We start from the raw sequence: 22272 nt of genomic DNA, 5'->3' as shown, positions 1-22272 counted from the left end.
TGTGCGTGGCCGAAAAGCCCCGATGATTGGGAGAACTCGATGTCCAAACTTGCCGGAAAGGTCGCGATAGTCACTGGAGGTGCGGGCGGAATCGGTGCGGCGACGGCGCACGAATTGGCCCGCGAGGGAGCCGCCGTCGCCGTGGTCGACGTCGACGAGGCGAAGGCCGCCGGGGTCGCCGACGAGATTCGGCGAGCCGGGGCGCGGGCGATCGCGCTCGGCGGCGATCTCGCGGAGGAGCAGACGTCGCGGGATGTCGTGGAATCGACGGTTTCGGAGTTCGGCCGCGTCGACGTGCTGCACAACAACGCGGCCCTGACCGCCAGCGACTTCTTGTCGCGGGACACCACGGTCACCGACATGTCGTTGGATGTGTGGCAGCGGTCCGTTCAGGTCAACCTCGGCAGCCAGCTGCTGATGTGCAAGTACGCGGTCCCCGAAATGCGAAGGGGTGGAGGGGGATCCATCGTCAACATGTCGTCGGGGGCCGCACTCAAAGGCGACCGCACCCGCCTGGCCTACGGCGTCTCGAAGGCCGGGGTGCACACGCTGACGATGTACGTCGCGACCAGCGAGGGAAAGGCCGGCGTGCGGGCCAACACGATCGTGCCCGGATTGATCCTCACCGATGCCGTGCGCGCGCACCTGTCCGAGGAGATCATCGGTCGCCTCGGCCGCGCCACGTTGACGCCGTACCTCGGAGAGCCGCGCGACGTCGCCGATCTCGTCGTGTTCCTGGCTTCGGACGCGTCGCGCTACATCACCGGGCAGATGATTGCGATCGACGGCGGGATGTCCGCTCATGTCGGCCTCGACACCGGCGATTGACCGCTCGTCGGGCCGAGCGCGTACGCGCCGGTCTCCGGGTGGTGATACCAGCCGCTGGCGGCATGGGTGCCGCCGTCGACGTGAATCGTCTGACCGGTGATGTAGCTTGACATGTCGGACGCGAGAAACACTGCCGCGCCGGCCATTTCGTCGACGTGACCCGCGCGTCCCATCGGAACGGTGAGACCAAATCGCTGCTCGGAGCCCGGCGGCGCGATCTGCCTGATGCCTTCGGTCAGCGTGATGTCGGGCGCCAGCGCGTTGACCCGGATGCCGTGCGGGGCGAGCTCGAGTGCGGCGGTCTTCGTGTAGTTGATGACGCCGGCCTTGGCCGCCGCGTAGGTCGCATAACCGGGCGCGGCGCGCACCCCCTCGATCGAGGTCACGCTGATGATGCTGCCCGGCAGTTTCTGCTCGACGAGGATGCGCGCCACCCGCTGCGTGCACAGGTAGATGTGCCGCAGGTTCGACTTGTACAGCGCGTCCCAACCGTTCTCGCTCGTGTCGAGGATCCCCGACCAGAAAACCCCGCCGGCGTTGTTGACCAGGATCGTCACCGTCCCCAGTTGCTCGGAGGTCTGCGCCAGCGCGGCGTCGACCGCGGCGCTGTCCCGGACGTCGACGGTCAAACCCAGCGCGCCGATCTCCTCGGCCGCCGACGCACACGAGTCGGGGTTGCGTTCCCAGATCGCGACGCGCGCGCCGAACGCCTTCAGGCCGGCCGCGATGCCGCGGCCGATGCCGGCACCTCCGCCGGTGACGACCGCGACGCGGTCGGTCAGGTGGACGCTGGAGGGATCGAGTGTCATGGAGATGAATATAGAACAATCCCACTTCAAGGTTTACAGTCATCACTAAATCTGTTCGATATGTAACAACGCGGGAGGCCGCCATGGCCAGCACGATCTTCGTCACCGGCGCGACCGGGCAGACCGGCGGCAACGTCTGTGAGCAATTGATCGAGCGGGGCGACCACGTCCGCGCCCTGGTCCGCAATCCCGACGACGCCGCGGCGCTGGCCGGGGTCGGCGTCGAGCTGGTCAAGGGCGACATCAGGGACGCCGACGACGTGCTGCACGCGGCGAAGGGCGCCGAGGCGGCCATCCACTGCGCCGCGCTGCTGGGCGGCGCGAGTCAGGACCTGGAGGACTTCAAGGCCGTCAACACGGTCGGCACCACCAACGTCCTGGATGCGGCCAAGGCCCACGGCATGCGCCGGGTGGTTGCCCTGAGCACCGCGACGTTCCTCGACCTGGGCACGGGCGTCGACTTCGAGGAGGCCCCCGTCCTGAAGAACCCGCCCGGTGACCCCTACACCGTCACCAAGCTGGCCGCCTTCCTGGAGGCGCACCGGCGTGCCGCCGCGGGCGACGACGTCCTGACGTGTCATCCCGGCGCGATCTTCGGGCCCGGCCTGGTCGTGGAACGCGCGTTGCACCGCACCAGCTTCAACCGGGTGCTGCTGGCGGGCATGCGCGGAAAGATCAAGCGCTATCTGGCTTTTCCGGTGACGTGGGTCGCCGGGGCGGATGTCGCGAAGGGCGCGATCGCCGCGCTGGACAAGGGGATGGCAGGTGAGCGATACCTGTTGATCGGCCGGCCCGACGACACGTTCAGCACGGCCGGCGGCATCAACCGCGCGTGCGTGATCGCCGGAATCGACCATCGCGTCGAGGATCTCGACTACCGCACCGATCCCGAGGCGCTGACCGCCGAATTCGGGCCCACCCTGATGGCGATCGCAGAGGCCGCGGCAAAGAGCAACCGCCGGCCCAGAGCAACCGACAACCTGACCACCCGGCGGCTCGGGTATGAGCCCATGTCCTTCGACGACGGCCTGCGACGGCTGATCTCGTGGCTGCGCAAACTCGGCAAGCTGTAGACGCTGCCGCCGCGTCGATCGCCGATCGGATACTCGACGCGGCGCAGCGGCTCGCGTTCCGGACCGGCGCCCGCAAGTTATCGCTGACGGACGTAGCGACGCTGGCCGGGGTGTCCCGGCCGACCATTTACCGCTACTTCGTGTCCAAGGAAGAGCTCATCGATGCGCTGGGAAAACGCGAGCGCCGGCGCTTCACCGCCGCATTGGACGAAGCGACGTCGGGGGTCGTCGGGGTCGCACGACTGGAAGCCGCGGTCGACGTCGTGGCGAGCTTCGTCGAGGCCCAGCCGCCCGGGCGGCTGCTCGATCTCGAACCTGGCTTCGCGCATGAACAGATGGCGCAGGCGTTACCCATGCTCGCCGAAGGCCTCGTGGCCGTTTTACAACGCTGCGCCCGCGAGGGCGCCTTCCTCACACCGGTCGACCCTCGCGCCCTCGCTGGCGCCATCGCACGAACCGCGTTGAGCCACTACATATTTCCCGCCGCCGAACGCGGCGCCGCGCGCCAGGAGATCTGCGCCGCGGCCGGTCTTTCCGCTCAGTCCAGCTGAAACTTGGTGGCGCCGTATGGTTCCGACGTGCCGAGCGCGAATACGGTCGCGGGCTGCACGCGATAGAGATGCCACGGCGCCGGGCCCGCGGAGGGGGCGCTGAACTCCGCCGTCAGCGCGTCGCCCTCGACCCGGCATGGCCATCCGCCGCGAGCGAAAACCTCTGCAACGGAGGCCAATTCGCCAGCATCGGTGACCCGCTGGGCGAGCCCTTCGACGACGAGGTCGAACGGATCGGTGGCGACGGACAGTACGCATCGCGGATCGCGGGCCAAGTTACGCGACTTCCTGGTCGCCAGGCCGGAGGTGAAGTACCAGCTGACGTCCCACGGCAGCACCCCGAGCGGCATCACATGCGGGCTGCCGTCGGGGTTGATCGTGGTGAGCCACACCGTGTGGCGTTGCGGGCCGCCGGTTTCCGGCGCCTGGGTCAGCTGACTGTCCAGCACGGCTTTGACCCGAGCCCACTCAATGGCCGGCGCCCCGTAGCCGTCGAGATTGCGTTGTGTGATCGTCATATCGGTGTTGACCGACGCCGGACCCAGAACTCATCGCTCCCGCAGCAGGAACAGGCCGTACGCGGCGATCGACTGCGAATCCGTGATCACACCCGAACGGATCATCCGCTCGACGTCGTCGCGCGAGAACCATTGGCTGTGCATATCCTGCTCCTCGTGCTCGCGGCGGGATTCGCCCTCGGAGATCCCGGTGGCCAGGAACACCCAGCCGCGCTGACTGCTCAGTCCCGGCGCCACGTCGAGCTGGCCGAGCGCCTCGAAGGATGCCGCACGTAGCCCGGTTTCCTCGCGCAGCTCGCGCGCCGCCAGCTCGGACGGCTCGCTTTCCGCCAGGTCCGGGGCCGTGCCCTGCGGAAACTCCCAGCGCCGCGCCCCGAGGGGATACCGGAACTGTTCGACCAAGGAGAAGCGCTGCCCGTCGTAGGGCAGCACGAGCGCATAGGTCGGCTTGTCCACCACGGCAAAGATGCCCGGGCTGCCGTCGGCGCGGCGGATATCGTCCTCTCGAAGCACCATCCACTGGTTCCGATAGATTTCGCGGGATGCGACGCGTTCGATGAAAGGCACGCCGCCAGTATCGCGGTCAACGCAATTCCGGCACCTATGAAGCGGGTGTTTCGGCGGCCCGTTTGATCCGACGCAGTGTCTCCTCGATTCCCTGGTTGACCTGACGTCCCCGCGGCATCAGCGCTTCAGCGAGTCGGGTGGGCGCCGAACACCAGACGAACTGAAAGGACTCGGTGAGCGACGTGCCGGACGACGACGGCTCCATCGTGAAGAGCCAACGTGTTTCTTCACGCCCAGTGCCGTCGTTGACGGTGGTGAAGCTGAATTCACGGCCCCGGTCGGCGGAAACGACCACCGCCGTCCTTTCCCACCGCAGCAGACCGCGCCGGTTGTACCCGCGAAACCGCGCCCCAGGGGCCGCCGCAGTTGTCCCATCCAGCCATTCGCACCGGTAACATTCGGGGCTCCACTCGCCCATCCGGGTGACGTCGGCGATGAGGTCGTACACGAGATCGGGAGGCGCGACGATCTCGATGCTGCTGCGCCCGCGCTGGGCTGTGGGCATGCTGCGACTCTACTTGTGGCACAACGACGTCGTGCGAAGCAGCACTTTTGCTGGGACAAATCCGCACGGTAGCGTGGGTGAGCATGCGTCGGCACATCATCGTCAGCGGTGACGACGCACTGGCGACCACGATCGTCGAGGAGCTCAATAGCGCCGGTGTGCATATCGTCAAAGTCACCACCGCCGCCGAGCTCGCCGACGCCGGGGTAGTCCGCGCGCTCGCCGTCGTCTGCGCCGGAGACGATGATGCCACCAATCTCGAAATCGCCTTGCTGGCAAGGAAAGCCAACCCCAACGTACGGGTGGTGGCGCGGCTGGCCAACGACGTCCTGCGGACGGCTCTGACTGCCGACAAGCGGCCGGGCGCGATTCTGGACGTGGCGGAGCTCGCTGCGCCGTCGGTCGTCGAGGCATGTCTGGCGCATACCGCGCACCCGTTCGAGGCCGCGGGCATCAAATTCGTTGTCTCGGGCGCCGAGGCGCCGCGGGACGCGACGCTGCGCGAGATCTACGGCGACCTCGCGCCGGTGGCCGTGATTCACGGCGAGAACGCCTCCGCCCCGGGCGAGGTGGAGGCGTGCCCGGGCCGGGATCTGCCGGTGCACACCGGCGACTGGACCGCGATGATCGGTACCGCCGACGAGCTCGCCACCCGCGGCATCAAGGTCCCGCGGTCCACCGCGAGGCGCTCACGACGGCCCCTGCTGCGGCGGGCGCTCGATGCCGGGCGCGGCTTGCGGGACGACCTGAACCCGATGTTCCCGCGGGCGCTGTTGGCGGCGGCCGCCCTGCTGCTCGGATCAACGATCGTGTTGCGCCTGTTCTATCAGCCGCATCCGAAAATGTCGTGGCTCGACGCGTTGTACTTCAGCACCGAGACGATGGCGACGGTTGGTTACGGCGACTTCAGCTTCCTGCAGCAGCCCACGTGGCTGCGGCTGTTCAGCATCATGTTGATGTTCGCCGGCGTGACCACCACCGCATTGCTCGTCGCGTTCATCGCCGATCTGCTGCTCTCGCGGCGTTTCGTCCACTCGGCCGGCCGACGCCGGGCCCGCCACCTACGCAATCACGTCATCGTGGTCGGGCTGGGTTCGTTCGGCATCCGCGTCGTCAGCGACTTGACCGCCGCCGGATACGACGTCGCGGTCGTCGAGCGCGACGAGAACAACCGCTTCTTGTCGACGGCGGCCGACCTCGACGTGCCGGTGATTTTCGGGGACGCGACGCTGCGTCAGACGCTGGAATCGGCCGGTGTCGCGCGGGCTCGGGCGGTGGCGGTGCTGACCCAGGACGACATGGTCAACATCGAGACCGGAATCGTGCTGCGCGAGATGCTCGGGCCCAGGGTGATGCCCGACATCGTCCGGACCGACGTTCCGCTCGTGCTGCGCGTGTACGACCGCGCGCTGGGGAACGCGGTGGCGCAGCGGTTCGGATTCGAAAACGTCCGGTCGACTGTCGAACTGGCCGCGCCGTGGTTCATCGGCGCCGCGATGGGCCTGCAAGTCCTGGGGACGTTTTCCGTCGGGCAACGCTCCTTCATGGTCGGCGGAATGCACGTGGCGGCCGGCAGCGAACTCGACGGGCTGAAAATGTTCGAGTTGTCCACCCAGACCCGCGTCATCGCGATCACCCGCCAGGACGCGCCCGTGGCGCTCCACCCGCGGCGCGACGCGTGGCTTCGTGGCGGCGACACCGTCTACCTCGTCGGCCCGTACCGCGAGCTGCTGGCGACGCTGCGCAAGGGGCAGCCTCCGCAGGAACCGGCCGCCGGCCCCGATACCGGGAATGAGCGCGCGTCCGCCTAAATCTGCCTCGCCACGTCGGCCGCACGGCGCAGCTGGTCGAGATCCAAACTGGTGAGAATCAGCTGGACCTCGTCGGCGCCGATCGCTTCGAACTTTCCCAGGACCGCCAGCAACTCGTCTTCGCTGCCGGCCCAGCCGGTCATCGGTGCCATCGCATCGACGTACTCCGGCGGTATCCAGTTCATGTAGCGGCGCAGGTGACGGTGCACCTGGGCGCGGGCGCCCTCGGGCGACCCGAACGCGAACCAAAACGACGTCACCAGGTGGGGTTTCGGCTTGCCGGCCTGCGCCCACGCCGCCCGCGCCACGTCGAACAACTCGTCCTGCTTGGCGGCGTCCAGATCCAGGGTGGTGCCGGCCAGGCCGTCGGCCCAGTCCGCGGCGCTGCGGATGGCCTTGGGTCCCATGCTGCCGACCAGCAGCGGCGGACCCCCGGCCTGGACCGGCAGCGGACCCACCGGCAGCACCGACTCGGTGATCTTTTCGCCGGCCCACACCCGCTTCATCACCGCCACCCGGTCAGCCAACGCGCGCCTGGTCTGGGTCGCCGGATCGGCGCCGACGGCGTGGTAGTCCTCGTGCCTGCCGCCCACGCCGACCCCCACGGTCAGGCGCCCGCCGCAGAGCACATCGCCGGTCGCCAGGGCCTTCGCCAGCAGCACCGAGTCATGCAGCTGCGGCACAATCACCGTGCTCACCAGCCGTACGCGGCTGGTCCACGCGGCCAGCGCCCCGAGCAGCGTCAGGTGGTCCGGATTGTCGAAAGCGATGCGCTCGCCCCAGCACAGCGACGAGAACGGTCCTTCGTCGATGGCGCGGGCCCAGCTCTCCAAAATTCCCGCATCCAGACCCGGCTCCATCACCGGCATCGTCATGGCTATTCGCACGACGGCGATTCTGGCATGCCTTCAATATGCAGATCCTCAAGTGGCAGCATGGTCACGTGGGCGTCAACTGTTCTTCGATCGCGCATGTCCGCCTCACGGTCAGCGACATCGAGCGATCCCGGCAGTTCTACGAAAGCGTCTTCGATTGGCCGGTGTTGCTCGAGGTTCCGGAGAATGCCGACGAAGCAACCCGCGATCAGTTGAGCTTCCTTTTCGGCGGCGTGATCTACGACCTGGGCGGGACGCTGCTCGGGTTACGGCCGGTCGCCAACGACCGATTCCACGAGGACCGCGCAGGCCTCGACCACATCGCGTTCCGGCTGAACAATAGGGCCGAATTGGATTCCGCGGCTACACATCTCGATGAAATCGGCGTCGAGCACGAGCCGGTCAAGGACATCGGACCGTCCTACATCCTGGAATTCCGCGACCCCGACAACATCGCCCTTGAGCTGACGGCGCCGAAGTAGCCGTGAACGACGATCCGCGCGCCGACGTCGTGTCTCGGCAATACGACCGGTGGCGCTATCCGCCCCCGATCCAGGACCTCGAGGTCTACGCCAAAACCAACTGGGAGTGGTTCGACCCGTTTCGATCCCACCGGATCTTGTGGCCCGACCGGGAATACCGACCCGACCTCGACATCCTGATAGCAGGATGCGGCGCGAATCAGGCGGCGGCGTTCGCCTTCAGCAACCGGGCCGCAAAGGTGGTGGCGGTCGACGTCAGCCAGTCGGCGCTGGATCATCAGCAATACCTGAAGGACAAGCACGGGCTGCACAACCTCGAACTGCACAAGCTGGCGATCGAAGAGTTGTCAACGCTGCAACGAGACTTCGACCTGATCGTGTCCACCGGCGTGCTGCATCACATGGCGGATCCCCTGACCGGCATGACAGCACTCGGCGGCTGCCTGCGGCGCGAGGGCACGATCGGCGTCATGCTCTATGCGAAATACGGCCGGATCGGGGTCGAGTTGCTCGAATCGGTCTTCCGGGACCTGGGGCTGTCCCAGGATGATGCGTCGGTGCAGCTGGTCAAGGACGCGATCCCGACGCTGCCCGCGGAGCATCCCGTCCGGAATTACCTCAAAGTCGCTCGCGACCTGCACGACGACGGCGCCGTCGTCGACACCTTCTTACACGGCCGCCAGCGAAGCTACAGCGTCCGGGAGTGCCTAGAGCTCGTCGCCTCCGCGGGGCTCGAATTCCAGGGCTGGTTTCACAAGACGCCGTACTATCCGCACGAAATTCTGATGCCGTCGAGCAGATTTCACGCCGCCTTGGCGACACTGCCCGACATCAAACTCTGGTCGGTGATGGAGCGGATACAAACTCTGAATGCGACACACTTCTTCATGGCGTGTCGCCCGGACCGTCCGAAGGAGCAGTACACGATCGACTTCTCGACGGCCGAATCTCTGGACTATGTTCCGGAATTGCGCACCGCGTGCGTCGTGTCCGAAGCCGAACTCATCTGGCCCGGGGGCGCCAGGCTGACGCTCAGCCCCGATCGGCTGCGCTTCGTGCAACTCGTCGACGGACGCCGCACCATCCGCGAGATTGCCACGAGGGTCGCGCAGCCCACTCAGCTGGCTCGCGAGCTCTTTCAGGCGCTGTGGCGTCTCGACTTCCTCGCCGTGGCCCTCGCCACGAGCTGATGTCGAGGGAATACTGGAAAGAACTATGTCCATCAGTTTCAACCACACCATCGTCGCCTCGCGCGACAAGCAGCAGTCCGCGGAATTTCTCGCCGACCTGTTCGGCCTACCCAGCCCGAAGCCGCTCGGCCACTTCATGGTTCTCTCGCTCGACCACGGCGCCAGCCTCGACTACGCGGACGCGCCCGACGGCGAGGACATCCGGCGGCAGCACTACGCCTTCCTCGTCTCCGAGCAGGAGTTCGACGCGATCTACGGCAAGATCAAATCGCGCGGCATGGAGCATTGGGCGGATCCCCGTCAACAGCGGCCCGGTGAGATCAACCAGCGCGACGGCGGGCGCGGGGTGTACTTCCTGGATCCCTCCGGGCATGCCATGGAGATCCTCACCCGTCCCTACGGCTCGGGCGGCTAGTCGCTTCTGCGCGGTGAGCCGTGCCGGACGCTCTCCTGCGCCCGATAGTCATTGGCGAGCTGCGCGACATGCTTGGGCAGGGCGCCGGCGGCGACATCCGCCAACGTCGTTTCCTCCAGCACCGACCGCATGCTGGCGCGCAGCGCCCGCCAGACATCGGTCAGCGCCGTCGTCGGGCCCGAGTACGGCAGGTCGCCGAGCCCGATGTCGCGGACGCTGGCCAGCGGCCCATCGATACAGCGCAGCACGTCGGCGATGCTGATCTCATTTCCCGGGCGGGCCAGCTCGTAGCCGCCTTCGCGGCCGCGGTGACTTCGCACTAGGCGGTCAGTGCGCAGGTTGGTCAAGATGTCGACAAGAAATTGCGGCGGTATGCCCTGAGCGTGCGCCAGGTCATCCGTCTTGACCAGCGAGCCAGCGCTGGCCGTGGCAAGCTGCACCATCGCCCGCACCGCATACTCCGCCTTGGCTGACATGCGCACCCTGAGGATTGTGCCATCCGCCCATAGCGGCGATGCGGTCCGCGCTAGTTCGATGGTGGCGACCCGCTGCGCCCGGCTACGCCGCGCTTGCGATCGCCACGCCTGCGATGGTGGCGACCCGCTGCGCCCGGCTACGCCGCGCTTGCGATCGCCACTACGGCCGAGACTCCAGCAGCTCGATGACGCTCTCCGCCAGCTCATCGAGCGGACGATCCGAGGTGAGCCGCAAGTCGGGATTCTTCGGCCGCTGATACGGGCTGTCGACGCCGGTGAAATGCGTGATCTCGCCCGCACGAGCTTTGGCGTACAGCCCCTTGGGATCACGCCGCTCGCACTCCGAGAGCGGGGTGTCACAGAAGACCTCGACGAAGTCGAAGCCGGCGTCGGCGTGCACTCGACGAGCCATCTCCCGGTGTTCGGCCATCGGACTGATCGCGGGCACCAGCACGATTTGGCCGGAGTCGGCGAGCAGCGTCGCCACATGGGCCAGCCGGCGCAGGTTCTCCGCGCGGTCGGCCATGCTGAACCCGAGATCGGCGTTCAGCCCATGACGTAGGTTGTCGCCGTCGAGAACGTATGCGGGAATACCCTTTTCGATCAGCTTCCGCTCGACGAGCATGGCCACCGACGACTTTCCGGCGCCCGACAGGCCGGTCAGCCACACCGTCCTGCCGCGGACCGCCCTGTCCGCGGCGGTGACCAGCGACGCGTGCCGCACGGTGTTGGGGCTCGCCGACTGCGCCGAGACATCGCGCAACACCATGCCCGCCGCCACCGTGCCGTTCGTGTCGGTGTCGATGAGGATGAACGAACCGGTGCTGGCGTTGCGGGTGTACTCGTCGAGCAGTAGTGGCACCCGGGTGCGCAGCGAGATGCGTCCAAGTTCGTTGAGCTTCAACGCCGTTGCGGACTTGTCGCGGTGCAGGGTGTTGACATCGAGCCGGTACTCCAGCGCGGTGACTCGCGCCCGCGTGGTCCGGGTGGTGTGCTTGATGACATATTCGCGGCCGGGCTCCAGCGCCGAACCGTCGGCCATCCAGCAGACGGTCGCATCGAATTCCTGCGCGACCCGCGGGTGGTTGTTGGTGCGGGCGATCATGTCGCCGCGTGAGATGTCGATGTCGTCGGCGAGACTCACCGAGACGGCCATCGGCGGAAACGCTTCTGCCACAGGGCCGGTCGGCCCGTCGATCGAGGTGATGCGTGTGCTCTTGCCGGTCGGCAACACGACCACCTCGTCACCGGGGCGCATGACCCCGCTAGCCACCGTTCCCGCATAGCTGCGGTGGTCTTGATGCTCGTGGGTCTGTGGCCGAATGACGTATTGCACGGGGAATCGCACGTCGACCAAGTTGCGGTCACCTGCGATGTAGACCTCCTCGAGGTGCGACAGCAGCGCGGGCCCCTCATACCAAGGCGTCCGGTCCGACTTGGTCACCACGTTGTCGCCGTGCAGCGCCGAAATCGGTATGGTCGCCACGTCCTGCACATCCAGACGTGCGGCGAAGGCGTGGAACTCGTCGCGGATCGCCTCGAATTTCTCTCTGTCCCAGTCGATCAGGTCCATCTTGTTGACCGCGAGCACGATGTGCTGGATTCCCAACAGCGAGGCCAGGAAGGCGTGCCGGCGCGATTGTTCGAGCAGGCCCTGCCGCGCATCGACGAGCACGATGACCAGTTGGGCGGTCGACGCACCGGTCACCATGTTGCGGGTGTACTGGATGTGCCCCGGGGTATCGGCGATGATGAATTTCCGCTTGGGCGTTGCGAAGTACCGGTACGCGACGTCGATCGTGATGCCCTGCTCGCGTTCGGCGCGCAGGCCGTCGGTGACCAGTGCCAGGTCGGTGTACTCGTGGCCGCGCTCCTTGGACGTCCGCTCCACCGACGCCCACTGGTCTTCCATTACGGCCTTGGAGTCGTAGAGCAGCCGCCCGATCAGCGTGGACTTGCCGTCGTCGACGGAGCCGGCGGTTGCGATGCGAAGCAGCGTGGCGGGTGCGGCCATCAGAAGTAACCCTGTCGCTTGCGGTCTTCCATTCCGGCTTCCGAAATCCGATCGTCGGCGCGGGTCGCGCCCCGCTCGGTCAACCGGGACACCGCGGTCTCGGCGATCACCTCCGACACGGTGGCGGCCGCCGATTCCACACATCCCGTGCAGGTGACATCCCCGACCGTGCGGAACCGCACCGTCGCCTCGAATACCGGCTCGTCGGCGCGCGGCTGCATGTGCCGGTGTACCGCCAGCAGCATTCCGTCGCGGCTGAACACCTTGCGCCTGTGCGCGAAATAGATCGACGGCAACTTGATCTTCTCGGCGCCGATGTAGGACCAAATGTCGAACTCGGTCCAGTTGGACAGCGGGAAGACGCGGATGTGCTCGCCCTTGTGGTGCCGCCCGTTGTAAAGGTTCCACAGCTCCGGCCGCTGGGCTTTCGGGTCCCACTGACCGAACTCGTCGCGGAAGCTGAACACTCGCTCCTTGGCGCGCGCCTTCTCCTCGTCGCGCCGAGCTCCCCCGAACGCCGCGTCGAACTTGTTTTCCCGGATGGCGCGCAGCAGCGTCACGGTCTGGATCGGGTTTCGCGAGGGGATGGTCTCGACGACCCGGCCGGCATCGATGTCTTCCTGCACCGACGCGACCACCAGGCGCACCCCGGCCTCAGCAACCAATTCGTCGCGGGTCTCGATCACCTCGTCGAAATTGTGGCCGGTGTCGACATGCATCACCGGGAACGGCAACCGCCCCGGCCGGAAAGCCTTGAGGGCCAGGTGCAGCATGACGATGGAGTCCTTGCCGCCCGAGAACAGCAGCACCGGCCGCTCGAACTCCGCGGCCACCTCCCGAATGATGTGGATCGCCTCGGCTTCCAGCGAGCGCAGATGGCTCAGCTCGTACTGCCCGGCCGCCGGGGCGGCTTTCACATCGCTGGTCATAGGCCCCTCGAAGAATCCCAATAAACTTGGTAGAACTGACCATGTTTGCGGTCATTGCCGTATATGAAACCAGCCTCCCCCGTCGATGTCAATGACAGCCCGCGTGGCGTACCTTGGGGCACGTCTCCGCGATCTGCAGCAAGAACAGGAAGGTTTTGCGAACCTGATGGCACCGCTGGCTACGGGCAACGGTTTGCCGAACGTCGTCGTCACCGGCATAGCCATGACGACCGCACTGGCAACTGACACCGAAAACACCTGGAAGTTGTTGCTGGACGGGCAAAGCGGCATCCGAACCCTCGACGATTCGTTTATCGAGCACTACGACCTGCCGGTGCGCATCGGCGGGCACCTGCTGGAGGATTTCGACGACGGATTGACGCGCGCCGAGCGGCACCGGATGGGCTACCTGGCACAGATGTCCACCGTTCTGGGCCGCCGGGTGTGGGAAAACGCCGGCTCGCCCGAGGTCGACGGCAACCGGCTGATGATATCCATCGGCACCGGCCTGGGCTCGGCCGAGCAGATCGTGTTCAGCTACGAAGACTTGCGCGCTCGTGGGAAGAACGCCGTCTCGCCGCTCGCGGTGCAGAAATACATGCCCAACTCCGCTGCGGCGGCGGTCGGCCTGGAACGGCACGCCAGGGCCGGGGTGATAGCGCCGGTGTCGGCGTGCGCATCCGGTTCGGAAGGCATCGCCCAGGCGTGGCGCAACATCGTGTTGGGTGAGGCGGACATCGCCATCTGCGGCGGCGTCGAGGTCAGGATCGAGGCGGTCGCGATCGCGGCGTTCGCCCAGATGCGCATCGTGATGTCCACGAAAAACGACGACCCGGCGGGTGCCTGTCGCCCGTTCGACAAGGACCGCACCGGATTCGTCTTCGGCGAGGCCGGCGCCCTGATGGTGATCGAGACCGAGGAGCACGCCAAGGCGCGTGGTGCCCCAATCCTGGCCCGGATCATGGGCGCCAGCATCACGTCGGACGGCTTCCACATGGTGGCGCCGGACCCCAACGGGGTGCGCGCCGGGCACGCGATGACCCGGGCGATCCAGCTCGCCGGCATCACCCCCCACGAGATCGACCACGTCAACGCCCACGCCACCGGCACCTCGGTCGGCGACGTCGCCGAGGGCAAGGCCATCAACAACGCGCTGGGCACTAACAAGGCTGCGGTCTACGCACCCAAAGCCGCGTTGGGCCACTCGGTCGGGGCGGTGGGTGCGGTGGAGTCGATCCTGACCGTGCTCGCGCTGCGCGACCAGGTCATCCCGCCGACCCTGAATCTGGTCAACCTGGATCCCGAGATCGACCTAGACGTGGTGGCCGGCAAGCCGCGGCGCGGCAATTATCGGTATGCCATCAACAACTCGTTCGGATTCGGTGGGCATAACGTCGCGATAGCCTTCGGCCGGTACCCCTAGCCCGGACCCCTAGCCTGGACGGATGACTAACCCCTCCGCGGCGAGTGGCCGCGACGTCATCGCGCAGTTTCTGCCGCAATCGCCGTTCGTCGCCAAACTGGGAATCGTCGCCGACCAGCTCAGCGATGACGAAGTGCGGCTGCGGCTGCCGTGGGATCCCTCCAATGTGACCGTCGGCGAGATGGTCCATGGCGGGGCCATCGCCACCCTCGCCGATGTCACCGTCATGGCGGCGGCCTGGTGCGGCGCCGCGGCGCCCCCCGATCTGCGCGGCGTGACGGTGTCGATGACGCTGGACTTCATGGCGCCGGCCCGCGCCACCGACGTGATTGGCGTGGGCCGGGTGCTACGCCGGGGCCGCTCGCTGACCAACTGCGAGGCCGAGATCCTCGACACGCAGGGCACGCTGGTCGCCAAAGCGCTCGCCACCTACAAGGTGGGGTGAATCGTCGCCGAAGGCGGCTCGGGCTAGAGGGTCACTTCCTCGAGCTTGCCGGTGGCGACATCGAAAACGAACCCGCGCAACGAGACGTGCTTGGTCACGAACGGACTGTTTTCGATGCGGCGCAACGATTGCCGGACATCCTCCGCGGCATCCGGGAAGGCCTCGGCGGCCCACGGCGGCTTGACCCCGGTCTCCTCCTGAATGCCGCGCTTGAAGTCGTCGTCGGTGAACGTGAGCATCCCGCAGTCGGTGTGGTGAATCAGGATGATCTCCCGCGTGCCGAGCAGTCGCTGGCTGATAGCCAGCGAGCGGATGGCATCGTCGGTGACGACGCCCCCGGCGTTGCGGATGACATGGGCCTCCCCTTCGCCCAGACCCAGGATGCGGTAGACGTCGAGCCGGGCGTCCATGCATGCGAGGACCGCGACGTGTTTGCTCGGCGGCATGGGTAGCGGTCCATTGAAACCGCCCGCGTACTGTGCGTTGTTGGCCAGGTAGTCATCGGTGACCGTCATAGCAGCCTCCTGGATCGGTCGGTGCCGCGGAGGATCGTAACAACTGGCCAGCGGGAGTTCACGGGTAAAAATCAGGGGTAAATTTCGGGAGCGGGCGTCCCCTTTTGTCCACCTCCGAGCGACAATCCGCGGCGATGCGGGACGCGCACCCTGCCGGGCAACCGTCGGCTCGTTAACCTGTCCCAATGCGGCACGGGCGGCGCGGTCGGGCATGATTCGCTTCCTGGCGCGCCGATTGCTCAACTATCTCGTGCTGCTAGCGCTGGCATCGTTTCTGACCTACGGCCTGACGTCGCTGGCCTTCTCGCCGCTGGACAGCCTGTTGCAGCGCAATCCCCGCCCCCCGCAGGCCGTCATCGACGCCAAGGCCCACGCGCTTGGTCTGGACAAACCCATACCGCTGCGCTACGGCCACTGGGCCTCGCACGTCGTGCGCGGCGACTTCGGCACGACCATCACCGGCCAGCCCGTTGCCGCCACGCTGTGGCGCCGCGTCGGAGTGAGTCTGCGATTGCTGGTGATCGGCTCGGTGGCGGGCACCTTGCTGGGCATCGCGGCGGGGGCGTGGGGCGCGATCCGCCAGTACCGACTCAGCGACCGTGTCGTCACCATGCTGGCGCTGCTGGTGCTGAGCACGCCGTCGTTCGTCATCGCCAGCCTGTTGATTCTCGGTGCCCTGCGGGTGAATTGGGCCGTCGGCGTGCATCTCTTCGACTACACCGGGGAGACATCGCCCGGTGTGACGGGTGCCGGGCACGAATTGCTCGACCGGTTGCGGCATTTGATCTTGCCCACGCTGACGCTGACGCTGATGGCCGCCGCGGGATACAGCCGATATCAGCGCAACGCGATGCTCGACGTCCTCGGCCAGGATTTCATTCGCACCGCCCGCGCCAAGGGTCTCACCCGCCGGCGCGCGCTGCTGAAACATGGGCTGCGCACCGCACTGATCCCGCTCGCGACGCTGTTCGCCTACGGGGTGGCCGGGCTGGTCGTGGGAGCCGTGTTCGTCGAGAAGATCTACGGCTGGCACGGCATGGGCGAGTGGCTGGTGCAGGGCATTTCGACCCAGGACACCAACATCATCGCCGCGATCACCCTGTTCTCCGGCACGGTGGTGCTGCTCGCCGGCCTGCTGTCCGACGTCATCTACGCGGCGCTTGATCCGAGGGTTCGGGTGTCATGACATCTAGCTCGCAAACCGCTGCGGCCCAGGGGGTTTCGGTTCCGGAAGTGGCAGGTTTCGCCTCGCGGCGCACCCTGGTGCTACGCCGGTTCGCCCGCAACCGGCTCGCGGTGGCGTCGCTGACGCTGTTGGCGCTGCTGTTCGTCGGGTGCTACACGCTGCCTTCACTGCTGCCCTACTCCTACGACGACCTGGACTTCAACGCGCTGCTGCAGCCGCCGAGCACCCGCCACTGGCTGGGCACCAACGCGCTGGGCCAGGACTTGTTGGCGCAAATCCTTCGGGGAATGCAGAAGTCGATGCTGATCGGCGTCTGCGTGGCGTTCATCTCCACCGGCATCGCCGCCACCGTCGGATCCATCGCCGGCTATTTCGGCGCGTGGCGGGACCGGGTGCTGATGTGGGTGGTCGACCTGCTGTTGGTGGTGCCCAGCTTCATCCTGATCGCCATTCTCACGCCCCGGGTCAAGAAGTCGTCCAGCATCCTGCTGCTGGTGCTGCTGCTGGCGGGCTTCGGCTGGATGATCAGCTCGCGCATGGTCCGCGGCATGACCATGAGCCTGCGGGAACGCGAATTCATCCGCGCCGCACGGTATATGGGAGTCTCCAGCCGCCGGATCATCGTCGGTCATGTGGTGCCCAACGTGGCGTCCATCCTGATCATCGATGCCGCGCTCAACGTCGCCGCGGCCATCCTCGCCGAAACCGGCTTGAGCTTCCTCGGTTTCGGCATCCAGCCGCCCGACGTGTCGCTGGGCACGCTGATCGCCAACGGCACCCAGTCCGCGACCACCTTCCCCTGGGTGTTCTTGTTTCCCGCCGGCGTCTTGGTGCTGATCCTGGTGTGCGCCAACATGACCGGCGACGGCCTGCGCGACGCACTCGACCCCGGCAGCGGGATGCTGGGCGGTGGCGCACGATGAGCCTCCTGGAGGTGACGGACCTGGCCGTCAGCTTTCCGACCGGCGGCCAACCGGTCACCGCGGTGCGCGGCATCGGTTACCACATCGAGCCCGGCGAAGTCGTGGCAATGGTCGGCGAATCGGGATCGGGTAAGTCGGTGTCGGCGATGGCAGTGGTCGGGCTGCTGCCCGAGCACGCGCGGGTACGCGGTTCGGTGCGATTGCACGACACCGAACTGCTGGGGCTTGGCGACCAGGCAATGTCGCGATTCCGCGGCAAGACGGTCGGCATGGTGTTCCAGGATCCGATGTCGGCGCTGACGCCGGTCTACAGCGTCGGCGACCAGATCGCCGAGGCGATCGAAGTCCACCAGCCTCGCGTGGGCCGCAGGGCGGCCCGCCGGCGCGCGGTCGAACTGCTTGAGCTGGTGGGGATTTCGCAGCCGGAGCGGCGCGCGCGGGCGTTTCCGCACGAGCTGTCCGGCGGCGAGCGGCAACGGGTCGTCATCGCGATCGCGATCGCCAACGATCCCGACCTGTTGATCTGCGACGAACCCACCACCGCCCTGGATGTCACCGTGCAGGCGCAGATCCTCGAGGTGCTCAAGACCGCGCGCGACGTCACCGGCGCCGGGGTGCTCATCATCACGCACGACCTCGGCGTGGTCGCCGAGTTCGCCGACCGGGCACTGGTCATGTATGCGGGACGGATCGTCGAGTTCGCCGGCGTGGCCGATCTCTACCGCGGCCGGCAGATGCCCTACACCGTGGGACTGTTGGGATCGGTTCCCCGGCTGGACGCCGCGCAGGGTACCCGGCTGGTGCCCATCCCCGGTGCGCCCCCGTCGCTGGCCGGCCTCGAGCCCGGCTGCCCCTTCGCGCCGCGCTGCCCGCTGGTCGTCGACGAATGCCGCTCCGCGGAACCGGAATTGGTCGAGGTGGGCGTGAATCACCGCGCGGCCTGCATCCGTACCGATCAGGTCGGCGACCGCAGCGCCGCGGACATCTACGGGGTCAACACCTCCGCCCCTGCCGCGGCCGCCGGCGACTCACCCGTCGTCGTGCGGGTGCGTGATCTCGTCAAGACCTACCGGCTGACCAAAGGCGTGGTGTTGCGCCGCGCGGTCGGGGAGGTCCGCGCCGTCGACCGCATCAGCTTCGAGTTGCGGCAGGGCCGCACCCTGGGCATCGTCGGCGAGTCCGGCTCGGGCAAGTCCACGACGCTGCACGAGATCCTGGAACTCGTTGCGCCGCAATCGGGATCGATCGAGGTGCTCGGCGCGGATGTCGCCGCCATGAGCCCGGCGAGCCGGCGGGCGCTGCGACGCGACATCCAGGTCGTCTTCCAAGACCCCGTCGCCTCGCTGGACCCACGGTTGCCCGTCTTCGAGCTGCTCGCCGAACCATTGCGGGCCAATGGGTTCGGCAGGAGCGACACCAACGAGCGGGTTGCCGAGCTACTCGACATCGTGGGGTTGCGCCGAGCGGACGCGGCCCGCTACCCCGCCGAGTTCTCCGGTGGGCAGAAGCAGCGCATCGGTATCGCACGGGCGCTGGCGTTGCAGCCCAAGATCCTGGCCCTCGACGAACCGGTATCCGCCCTCGACGTCTCCATCCAGGCGGGGATCATCAACCTGCTGCTCGACTTGCAAGAGCGGTTCGGCCTGTCGTATCTCTTTGTTTCCCACGATCTTTCGGTGGTCAAACACCTCGCCCACGACGTGGCAGTGATGTATGCCGGCGCCATCGTAGAACAGGGCGGCAGCGACGAGCTATTCAGCAATCCACAGCACGACTACACGCAGCGGCTACTGGGCGCGGTGCCCCAACCCGATCCGGGGCGCTATGTCTAGACGGCTCCTGGCGCTGTTCCTCGTTGCGCTCGTGGTGTCCGGGTGCTCGCCGGCCATCAACATCACGCCCTCGACGGGCGATGTCGCGTCGGTCGGCACGACCAGCGACCTCAACCCGCGAGACCCGGCCACGCTGCAAGACGGCGGGGACCTGCGGCTGGCGCTCAGCGACTTTCCGCCGAACTTCAACATCCTGAACATCGACGGCAACTCGGCCGAGGTCGCCGCGATGATGAAGGCCACCCTGCCGCGGGCGTTCATCATCGGGCCGGACGGCTCGACGACCGTCGACACCGACTACTTCACCAGCGTCGAGCTCACCGGGACCAACCCACAGGTGGTCACCTACACCATCAATCCCAAGGCCGTGTGGTCGGACGGCACGCCGATCACCTGGCGCGATATCGCCAGCCAAATCCACGCCCTCAGCGGCGCCGACAAGAACTTCGCGATCGCCGCACCCGGCGGCGCCGACCGCGTCGCGTCGGTGACCCGCGGGGTGGACGACCGGCAGGCCGTTATGACCTTCGCCAAGCCTTACGCCGAGTGGCGCGGCATGTTTGCCGGCAACGGCATGCTGTTACCGGAAAGCATGACCGCAACGGCCGAGGCGTTCAACAACGGGCAGCTCGGCGGTCCCGGTCCGTCCGCCGGTCCGTTCATTGTGTCGTCCCTGGACCGGACCACGCAGCGGATCGTGTTGACCCGCAACCCGAAATGGTGGGGACCGCGGCCGCGCCTGAACACCATCACCTTCCTGGTGCTCGACGACGCCGCCCGGCTGCCCGCGCTGCAAAACAACACGATCGACGCGACCGGGGTCGGCACACTGGACCAGCTGACCATCGCGCAGCGGACCAAAGGCATCTCCATCCGGCGCGCCCCCGCTCCGAGTTGGTCGCATTTCACGTTCAACGGCGCCCCCGGGGCGATCCTGGAGGACAAGGCTTTACGGGTCGCGGTTGCCAAGGGCATCGACCGCCAAACCATCGCCAGGGTCGTCCAGTACGGCCTGACCAGTCACCCGGTGGCATTGGACAACCACATCTACGTCGCCGGCCAGGAGGGCTACCAGGACAACAGCGCCGCCGTCCCATACGACCCCGCCGAAGCGAGACGAGAGCTCGACGCGTTGGGCTGGAAGCTCAACGGCCAGTTCCGGGAAAAGGACGGTCGCGAGCTCGTCATCCGCGATCTGTTCTACGACGCGCAGGGCAGCAAGGTGTTCGCCCAGATCGCCCAGCACGACCTCGCCCAGATCGGGGTCAAACTCGAACTGGTCGCCCGGTCCGGCAGCGGGTTCTTCACCAACTACATCAACGTCGGGGCTTTCGACATGGCCCAATTCGGCTGGCTCGGCGACGCGTTCCCGCTGTCCGCGCTGACCCAGATCTACCAGTCCGACGGGGCCAGCAACTTCGGCAAGATCGGCAGCCCGGAGATCGACGCCGCGATCGAGCGCACGCTCGAAGAGCTCGATCCCGGGAAGGCCAGGGGGCTGGCCAACGACCTCGACAAGCTCATCTGGGCCGAGGGTTTCAGCCTCCCGCTGACCCAGTCCCCGGGCGACGTCGCGGTGCGCGGCACACTGGCCAATTTCGGCGCGCCCGGACTCGCCGACCTGGACTACACCGCGATCGGCTTCATGCGGACCTGAGCCGTCGTCGCATTGACGGCATGGTGGGCACCGTGCTCTCCGCGATGGCGGCCGCCGCAATCGCCTTCCACAGCAAGCGGACTGGGGCGCGCGGGGGGATCTCGTCGAGAGCCGGCGCTTGGGCAACCAGCCCGTCGAGATCGCCGCGGAACACCGCGCCCGCGATCGCCAGCGCCGCGGGCTCACGAAAGTCCAGCGCGCTGTGGGCCATGTTGGGCAGTTTCAACAGCACGGCGTTCGGCAGCAGCGACGCGACCCGCTCGGCCACCGTGGGCGGAGTGATCAGGTCGCGGCCGCCGGAAACCACGACGGTCGGCCAGCCGAAGTTCGGCATCTCGGCCGGCAGGTCGTAGGGCTCGTCGTCGAAACTCACCTTCTGCGTGCGGGTTTCGCGCTCGGCCACGGCCGGGTCGAGCGGCAGGCCGTCGGGTTCGGCGGCGTAGTCGAGCTCGCGGAACGCGATGCGGCTCACCAGGTCTTCCTCGTAACGGAACGGCAGGTTGGACAGAGTGGTGAATCGGGATAGCGCCCACCACAACATCTTTCGCCCGTCTAGCAACAGATCCAGTTGACGATCCAGCAGGCCGGCGCCGCCGTGGCCGTAGATCGTCGCGACGATCTGCGTCGCCGATGCGGTCATCACCCCCGCGTCGACGAGCTTGCGGATCTTTGGTGCCAGCGCCGCGGTTTCGGGGCTGTCTCCCTTGAGCAGCAGGCGGCGAATTGCGCGGCGCACGATCACGATGTCGTGGCGTGACAACAGCGGCGAATCGAGGACCATCGCCCGCACCCGGCCCGGATGGCGCACGCCGACGCCGGACCCGATATAGGTGCCGTACGAGGTGCCATAGATGACGGCCGAATCCGCGCGGGCGTCGTCGAGCACCGCGGCCACGTCGTCGACGACCTGGTTCACGGTGAGCGCGCCGGGCGGCAGGTCGGCGCCCGAATCGTCGTGGCGCGACATCCCCACCCCGCGGTGCTCGATCATGATCACGTCGAGACCGGCGGCGGCGGCCCGCCGCCGTAGCCCCTTGTACATCTGCACCGACGCCACCCCCGGGCCGCCGGGGATGATCACCACCGGGTGGGTGGACCGCCGGCCGGTGCGCACGTAGAACAGGTCGAACTCATCCGCGCTGCCCGGCGAGACGGGCCGGCGCACGCGGCGCACGCCGGGCAACCTCGCCAGCTTTTCGTGCGCCCGGCGCCGCTTCGCGTCCATCGTCATCGGTGTCGGCCCGCCAT

At 67.2% G+C, this 22272-nt stretch carries 22 protein-coding genes and 1 pseudogene; 13 read left to right on the top strand and 10 right to left on the bottom strand.

Going from position 1 to position 22272, the window contains the following annotated elements; translation table 11 throughout:
• Nucleotides 1-39: 39 nt before the first annotated feature.
• Nucleotides 40-828, top strand: coding sequence for an SDR family NAD(P)-dependent oxidoreductase (locus ACQI5H_RS12225; protein WP_427079636.1), 789 nt, complete (start codon nucleotides 40-42; stop codon nucleotides 826-828).
• Here ACQI5H_RS12225 and ACQI5H_RS12220 read toward each other — a convergent pair.
• Nucleotides 801-1637: an SDR family NAD(P)-dependent oxidoreductase gene (locus ACQI5H_RS12220; RefSeq protein WP_427079635.1), complete on the bottom strand. Its 837-nt coding sequence runs from the start codon at nucleotides 1635-1637 to the stop codon at nucleotides 801-803. The genes ACQI5H_RS12225 and ACQI5H_RS12220 overlap by 28 nt on opposite strands.
• Before the next feature lie 83 nt (nucleotides 1638-1720).
• Between ACQI5H_RS12220 and ACQI5H_RS12215 the strand changes: the two genes are divergently transcribed.
• Nucleotides 1721-2710, top strand: a complete 990-nt coding sequence (locus ACQI5H_RS12215; protein WP_427079634.1) for an NAD-dependent epimerase/dehydratase family protein — start codon at nucleotides 1721-1723, stop codon at nucleotides 2708-2710.
• Nucleotides 2683-3261, top strand: a complete 579-nt coding sequence (locus ACQI5H_RS12210; RefSeq protein ID WP_427079633.1) for a TetR/AcrR family transcriptional regulator — start codon at nucleotides 2683-2685, stop codon at nucleotides 3259-3261. The genes ACQI5H_RS12215 and ACQI5H_RS12210 overlap by 28 nt, the downstream gene beginning before the upstream one ends.
• Here the strand turns inward: ACQI5H_RS12210 and ACQI5H_RS12205 are convergent.
• The 3 genes from ACQI5H_RS12205 to ACQI5H_RS12195 all read right to left on the bottom strand — a co-directional run bounded on the left by ACQI5H_RS12205 (nucleotide 3249) and on the right by ACQI5H_RS12195 (nucleotide 4851).
• Nucleotides 3249-3779, bottom strand: coding sequence for a pyridoxamine 5'-phosphate oxidase family protein (locus ACQI5H_RS12205; RefSeq protein ID WP_427079632.1), 531 nt, complete (start codon nucleotides 3777-3779; stop codon nucleotides 3249-3251). The two genes, ACQI5H_RS12210 and ACQI5H_RS12205, sit on opposite strands and share 13 nt — an antisense overlap.
• A gap of 30 nt (nucleotides 3780-3809) precedes the next feature.
• A complete protein-coding gene (locus tag ACQI5H_RS12200) occupies nucleotides 3810-4295 on the bottom strand; it encodes an NUDIX domain-containing protein (protein WP_427079802.1) in 486 nt (161 codons plus the stop codon).
• Between the two features lie 85 nt (nucleotides 4296-4380).
• Complete coding sequence (locus ACQI5H_RS12195; RefSeq protein WP_427079631.1) at nucleotides 4381-4851, bottom strand: SRPBCC family protein; 471 nt, start codon at nucleotides 4849-4851, stop codon at nucleotides 4381-4383.
• An 83-nt stretch (nucleotides 4852-4934) separates the two neighbouring features.
• Here ACQI5H_RS12195 and ACQI5H_RS12190 point away from each other — a divergent pair, with 83 nt between their 5' ends.
• Nucleotides 4935-6662, top strand: coding sequence for an NAD-binding protein (locus tag ACQI5H_RS12190; protein ID WP_427079630.1), 1728 nt, complete (start codon nucleotides 4935-4937; stop codon nucleotides 6660-6662).
• Here ACQI5H_RS12190 and ACQI5H_RS12185 read toward each other — a convergent pair.
• The gene (locus tag ACQI5H_RS12185; RefSeq protein WP_427079801.1) at nucleotides 6659-7537 is read right to left on the bottom strand and encodes an LLM class flavin-dependent oxidoreductase; all 879 of its coding nucleotides are present in this window, start codon (nucleotides 7535-7537) and stop codon (nucleotides 6659-6661) included. The genes ACQI5H_RS12190 and ACQI5H_RS12185 overlap by 4 nt on opposite strands.
• A 38-nt stretch (nucleotides 7538-7575) precedes the next feature.
• Between ACQI5H_RS12185 and ACQI5H_RS12180 the strand changes: the two genes are divergently transcribed.
• The 3 genes from ACQI5H_RS12180 to ACQI5H_RS12170 are packed head-to-tail and all read left to right on the top strand — an operon-like array spanning nucleotide 7576 to nucleotide 9624.
• Nucleotides 7576-8019, top strand: coding sequence for a VOC family protein (locus ACQI5H_RS12180; RefSeq protein ID WP_427079629.1), 444 nt, complete (start codon nucleotides 7576-7578; stop codon nucleotides 8017-8019).
• A gap of 2 nt (nucleotides 8020-8021) precedes the next feature.
• A complete protein-coding gene (locus ACQI5H_RS12175; protein WP_427079628.1) occupies nucleotides 8022-9209 on the top strand; it encodes a class I SAM-dependent methyltransferase in 1188 nt (395 codons plus the stop codon).
• 25 nt (nucleotides 9210-9234) lie between these two features.
• Nucleotides 9235-9624: a VOC family protein gene (locus ACQI5H_RS12170; protein ID WP_427079627.1), complete on the top strand. Its 390-nt coding sequence runs from the start codon at nucleotides 9235-9237 to the stop codon at nucleotides 9622-9624.
• On the opposite strand, the gene ACQI5H_RS12165 is transcribed toward ACQI5H_RS12170, so the two are convergent.
• The 3 genes and pseudogenes from ACQI5H_RS12165 to cysD all read right to left on the bottom strand — a co-directional run bounded on the left by ACQI5H_RS12165 (nucleotide 9621) and on the right by cysD (nucleotide 13098).
• A complete protein-coding gene (locus tag ACQI5H_RS12165; RefSeq protein ID WP_427079626.1) occupies nucleotides 9621-10106 on the bottom strand; it encodes an Rrf2 family transcriptional regulator in 486 nt (161 codons plus the stop codon). The genes ACQI5H_RS12170 and ACQI5H_RS12165 overlap by 4 nt on opposite strands.
• 154 nt (nucleotides 10107-10260) lie before the next feature.
• The gene (gene cysC, locus ACQI5H_RS12160; RefSeq protein WP_427079625.1) at nucleotides 10261-12114 is read right to left on the bottom strand and encodes an adenylyl-sulfate kinase; all 1854 of its coding nucleotides are present in this window, start codon (nucleotides 12112-12114) and stop codon (nucleotides 10261-10263) included.
• A pseudogene (gene cysD / locus ACQI5H_RS12155) lies at nucleotides 12114-13098 on the bottom strand (sulfate adenylyltransferase subunit CysD). Before cysD ends, cysC begins: the two are co-directional and overlap by 1 nt.
• Nucleotides 13099-13209: 111 nt before the next feature.
• On the opposite strand from cysD, the gene kasB reads away from it, so the two are divergent.
• Together kasB and ACQI5H_RS12145 are read left to right on the top strand one after the other, a co-directional pair.
• On the top strand, nucleotides 13210-14466 hold the full coding sequence (gene kasB / locus ACQI5H_RS12150) for a 3-oxoacyl-ACP synthase KasB (RefSeq protein WP_427079624.1): 1257 nt from the start codon (nucleotides 13210-13212) through the stop codon (nucleotides 14464-14466).
• A 22-nt stretch (nucleotides 14467-14488) separates the two neighbouring features.
• Complete coding sequence (locus ACQI5H_RS12145; protein WP_427079623.1) at nucleotides 14489-14911, top strand: PaaI family thioesterase; 423 nt, start codon at nucleotides 14489-14491, stop codon at nucleotides 14909-14911.
• A 23-nt stretch (nucleotides 14912-14934) separates the two neighbouring features.
• Here the strand turns inward: ACQI5H_RS12145 and ACQI5H_RS12140 are convergent, their stop codons facing one another.
• Nucleotides 14935-15426 carry a beta-class carbonic anhydrase gene (locus tag ACQI5H_RS12140; RefSeq protein ID WP_427079622.1) on the bottom strand — a complete coding sequence of 164 codons (492 nt, stop codon included), beginning with the start codon at nucleotides 15424-15426 and terminating at the stop codon, nucleotides 14935-14937.
• 211 nt (nucleotides 15427-15637) lie between these two features.
• Between ACQI5H_RS12140 and ACQI5H_RS12135 the strand changes: the two genes are divergently transcribed.
• Genes ACQI5H_RS12135 through ACQI5H_RS12120 form a run of 4 tightly spaced genes read left to right on the top strand, consistent with a single transcriptional unit; the run spans nucleotide 15638 to nucleotide 21024 of the window.
• Nucleotides 15638-16612, top strand: a complete 975-nt coding sequence (locus ACQI5H_RS12135; RefSeq protein ID WP_427079621.1) for an ABC transporter permease — start codon at nucleotides 15638-15640, stop codon at nucleotides 16610-16612.
• Between the two features lie 47 nt (nucleotides 16613-16659).
• Nucleotides 16660-17535 carry an ABC transporter permease gene (locus ACQI5H_RS12130; protein WP_427079800.1) on the top strand — a complete coding sequence of 292 codons (876 nt, stop codon included), beginning with the start codon at nucleotides 16660-16662 and terminating at the stop codon, nucleotides 17533-17535.
• Nucleotides 17532-19367, top strand: coding sequence for a dipeptide ABC transporter ATP-binding protein (locus ACQI5H_RS12125; RefSeq protein ID WP_427079620.1), 1836 nt, complete (start codon nucleotides 17532-17534; stop codon nucleotides 19365-19367). The genes ACQI5H_RS12130 and ACQI5H_RS12125 overlap by 4 nt, the downstream gene beginning before the upstream one ends.
• Nucleotides 19360-21024 carry an ABC transporter family substrate-binding protein gene (locus ACQI5H_RS12120; protein ID WP_427079619.1) on the top strand — a complete coding sequence of 555 codons (1665 nt, stop codon included), beginning with the start codon at nucleotides 19360-19362 and terminating at the stop codon, nucleotides 21022-21024. Before ACQI5H_RS12125 ends, ACQI5H_RS12120 begins: the two co-directional genes overlap by 8 nt.
• Here ACQI5H_RS12120 and ACQI5H_RS12115 read toward each other — a convergent pair.
• The gene (locus ACQI5H_RS12115; protein WP_427079618.1) at nucleotides 21011-22255 is read right to left on the bottom strand and encodes an alpha/beta hydrolase; all 1245 of its coding nucleotides are present in this window, start codon (nucleotides 22253-22255) and stop codon (nucleotides 21011-21013) included. The two genes, ACQI5H_RS12120 and ACQI5H_RS12115, sit on opposite strands and share 14 nt — an antisense overlap.
• Nucleotides 22256-22272 lie beyond the last annotated feature (17 nt).

Source organism: Mycobacterium heidelbergense (assembly GCF_050205645.1).
In the GTDB taxonomy this organism is placed as follows: domain Bacteria; phylum Actinomycetota; class Actinomycetes; order Mycobacteriales; family Mycobacteriaceae; genus Mycobacterium; species Mycobacterium heidelbergense_A.
Note: the sequence above shows the minus strand (reverse complement) of the source record. Positions and strands in the feature narration are given on the sequence as shown.

Coding starts and splice junctions, on each gene's coding strand:
- ACQI5H_RS12200 (WP_427079802.1), bottom strand. CDS start 4,295: ATGGTGCTTCGAGAGGACGATATCCGCCGCGCCGACGGCAGCCCGGGC.
- ACQI5H_RS12215 (WP_427079634.1), top strand. CDS start 1,721: ATGGCCAGCACGATCTTCGTCACCGGCGCGACCGGGCAGACCGGCGGC.
- ACQI5H_RS12195 (WP_427079631.1), bottom strand. CDS start 4,851: ATGCCCACAGCCCAGCGCGGGCGCAGCAGCATCGAGATCGTCGCGCCT.
- ACQI5H_RS12145 (WP_427079623.1), top strand. CDS start 14,489: ATGACTAACCCCTCCGCGGCGAGTGGCCGCGACGTCATCGCGCAGTTT.
- ACQI5H_RS12140 (WP_427079622.1), bottom strand. CDS start 15,426: ATGACGGTCACCGATGACTACCTGGCCAACAACGCACAGTACGCGGGC.
- kasB (WP_427079624.1), top strand. CDS start 13,210: ATGGCACCGCTGGCTACGGGCAACGGTTTGCCGAACGTCGTCGTCACC.
- ACQI5H_RS12170 (WP_427079627.1), top strand. CDS start 9,235: ATGTCCATCAGTTTCAACCACACCATCGTCGCCTCGCGCGACAAGCAG.
- ACQI5H_RS12120 (WP_427079619.1), top strand. CDS start 19,360: ATGTCTAGACGGCTCCTGGCGCTGTTCCTCGTTGCGCTCGTGGTGTCC.
- cysC (WP_427079625.1), bottom strand. CDS start 12,114: ATGGCCGCACCCGCCACGCTGCTTCGCATCGCAACCGCCGGCTCCGTC.
- ACQI5H_RS12185 (WP_427079801.1), bottom strand. CDS start 7,537: ATGACGATGCCGGTGATGGAGCCGGGTCTGGATGCGGGAATTTTGGAG.
- ACQI5H_RS12205 (WP_427079632.1), bottom strand. CDS start 3,779: ATGACGATCACACAACGCAATCTCGACGGCTACGGGGCGCCGGCCATT.
- ACQI5H_RS12225 (WP_427079636.1), top strand. CDS start 40: ATGTCCAAACTTGCCGGAAAGGTCGCGATAGTCACTGGAGGTGCGGGC.
- ACQI5H_RS12135 (WP_427079621.1), top strand. CDS start 15,638: ATGATTCGCTTCCTGGCGCGCCGATTGCTCAACTATCTCGTGCTGCTA.
- ACQI5H_RS12125 (WP_427079620.1), top strand. CDS start 17,532: ATGAGCCTCCTGGAGGTGACGGACCTGGCCGTCAGCTTTCCGACCGGC.
- ACQI5H_RS12190 (WP_427079630.1), top strand. CDS start 4,935: ATGCGTCGGCACATCATCGTCAGCGGTGACGACGCACTGGCGACCACG.
- ACQI5H_RS12220 (WP_427079635.1), bottom strand. CDS start 1,637: ATGACACTCGATCCCTCCAGCGTCCACCTGACCGACCGCGTCGCGGTC.
- ACQI5H_RS12180 (WP_427079629.1), top strand. CDS start 7,576: ATGCAGATCCTCAAGTGGCAGCATGGTCACGTGGGCGTCAACTGTTCT.
- ACQI5H_RS12115 (WP_427079618.1), bottom strand. CDS start 22,255: ATGACGATGGACGCGAAGCGGCGCCGGGCGCACGAAAAGCTGGCGAGG.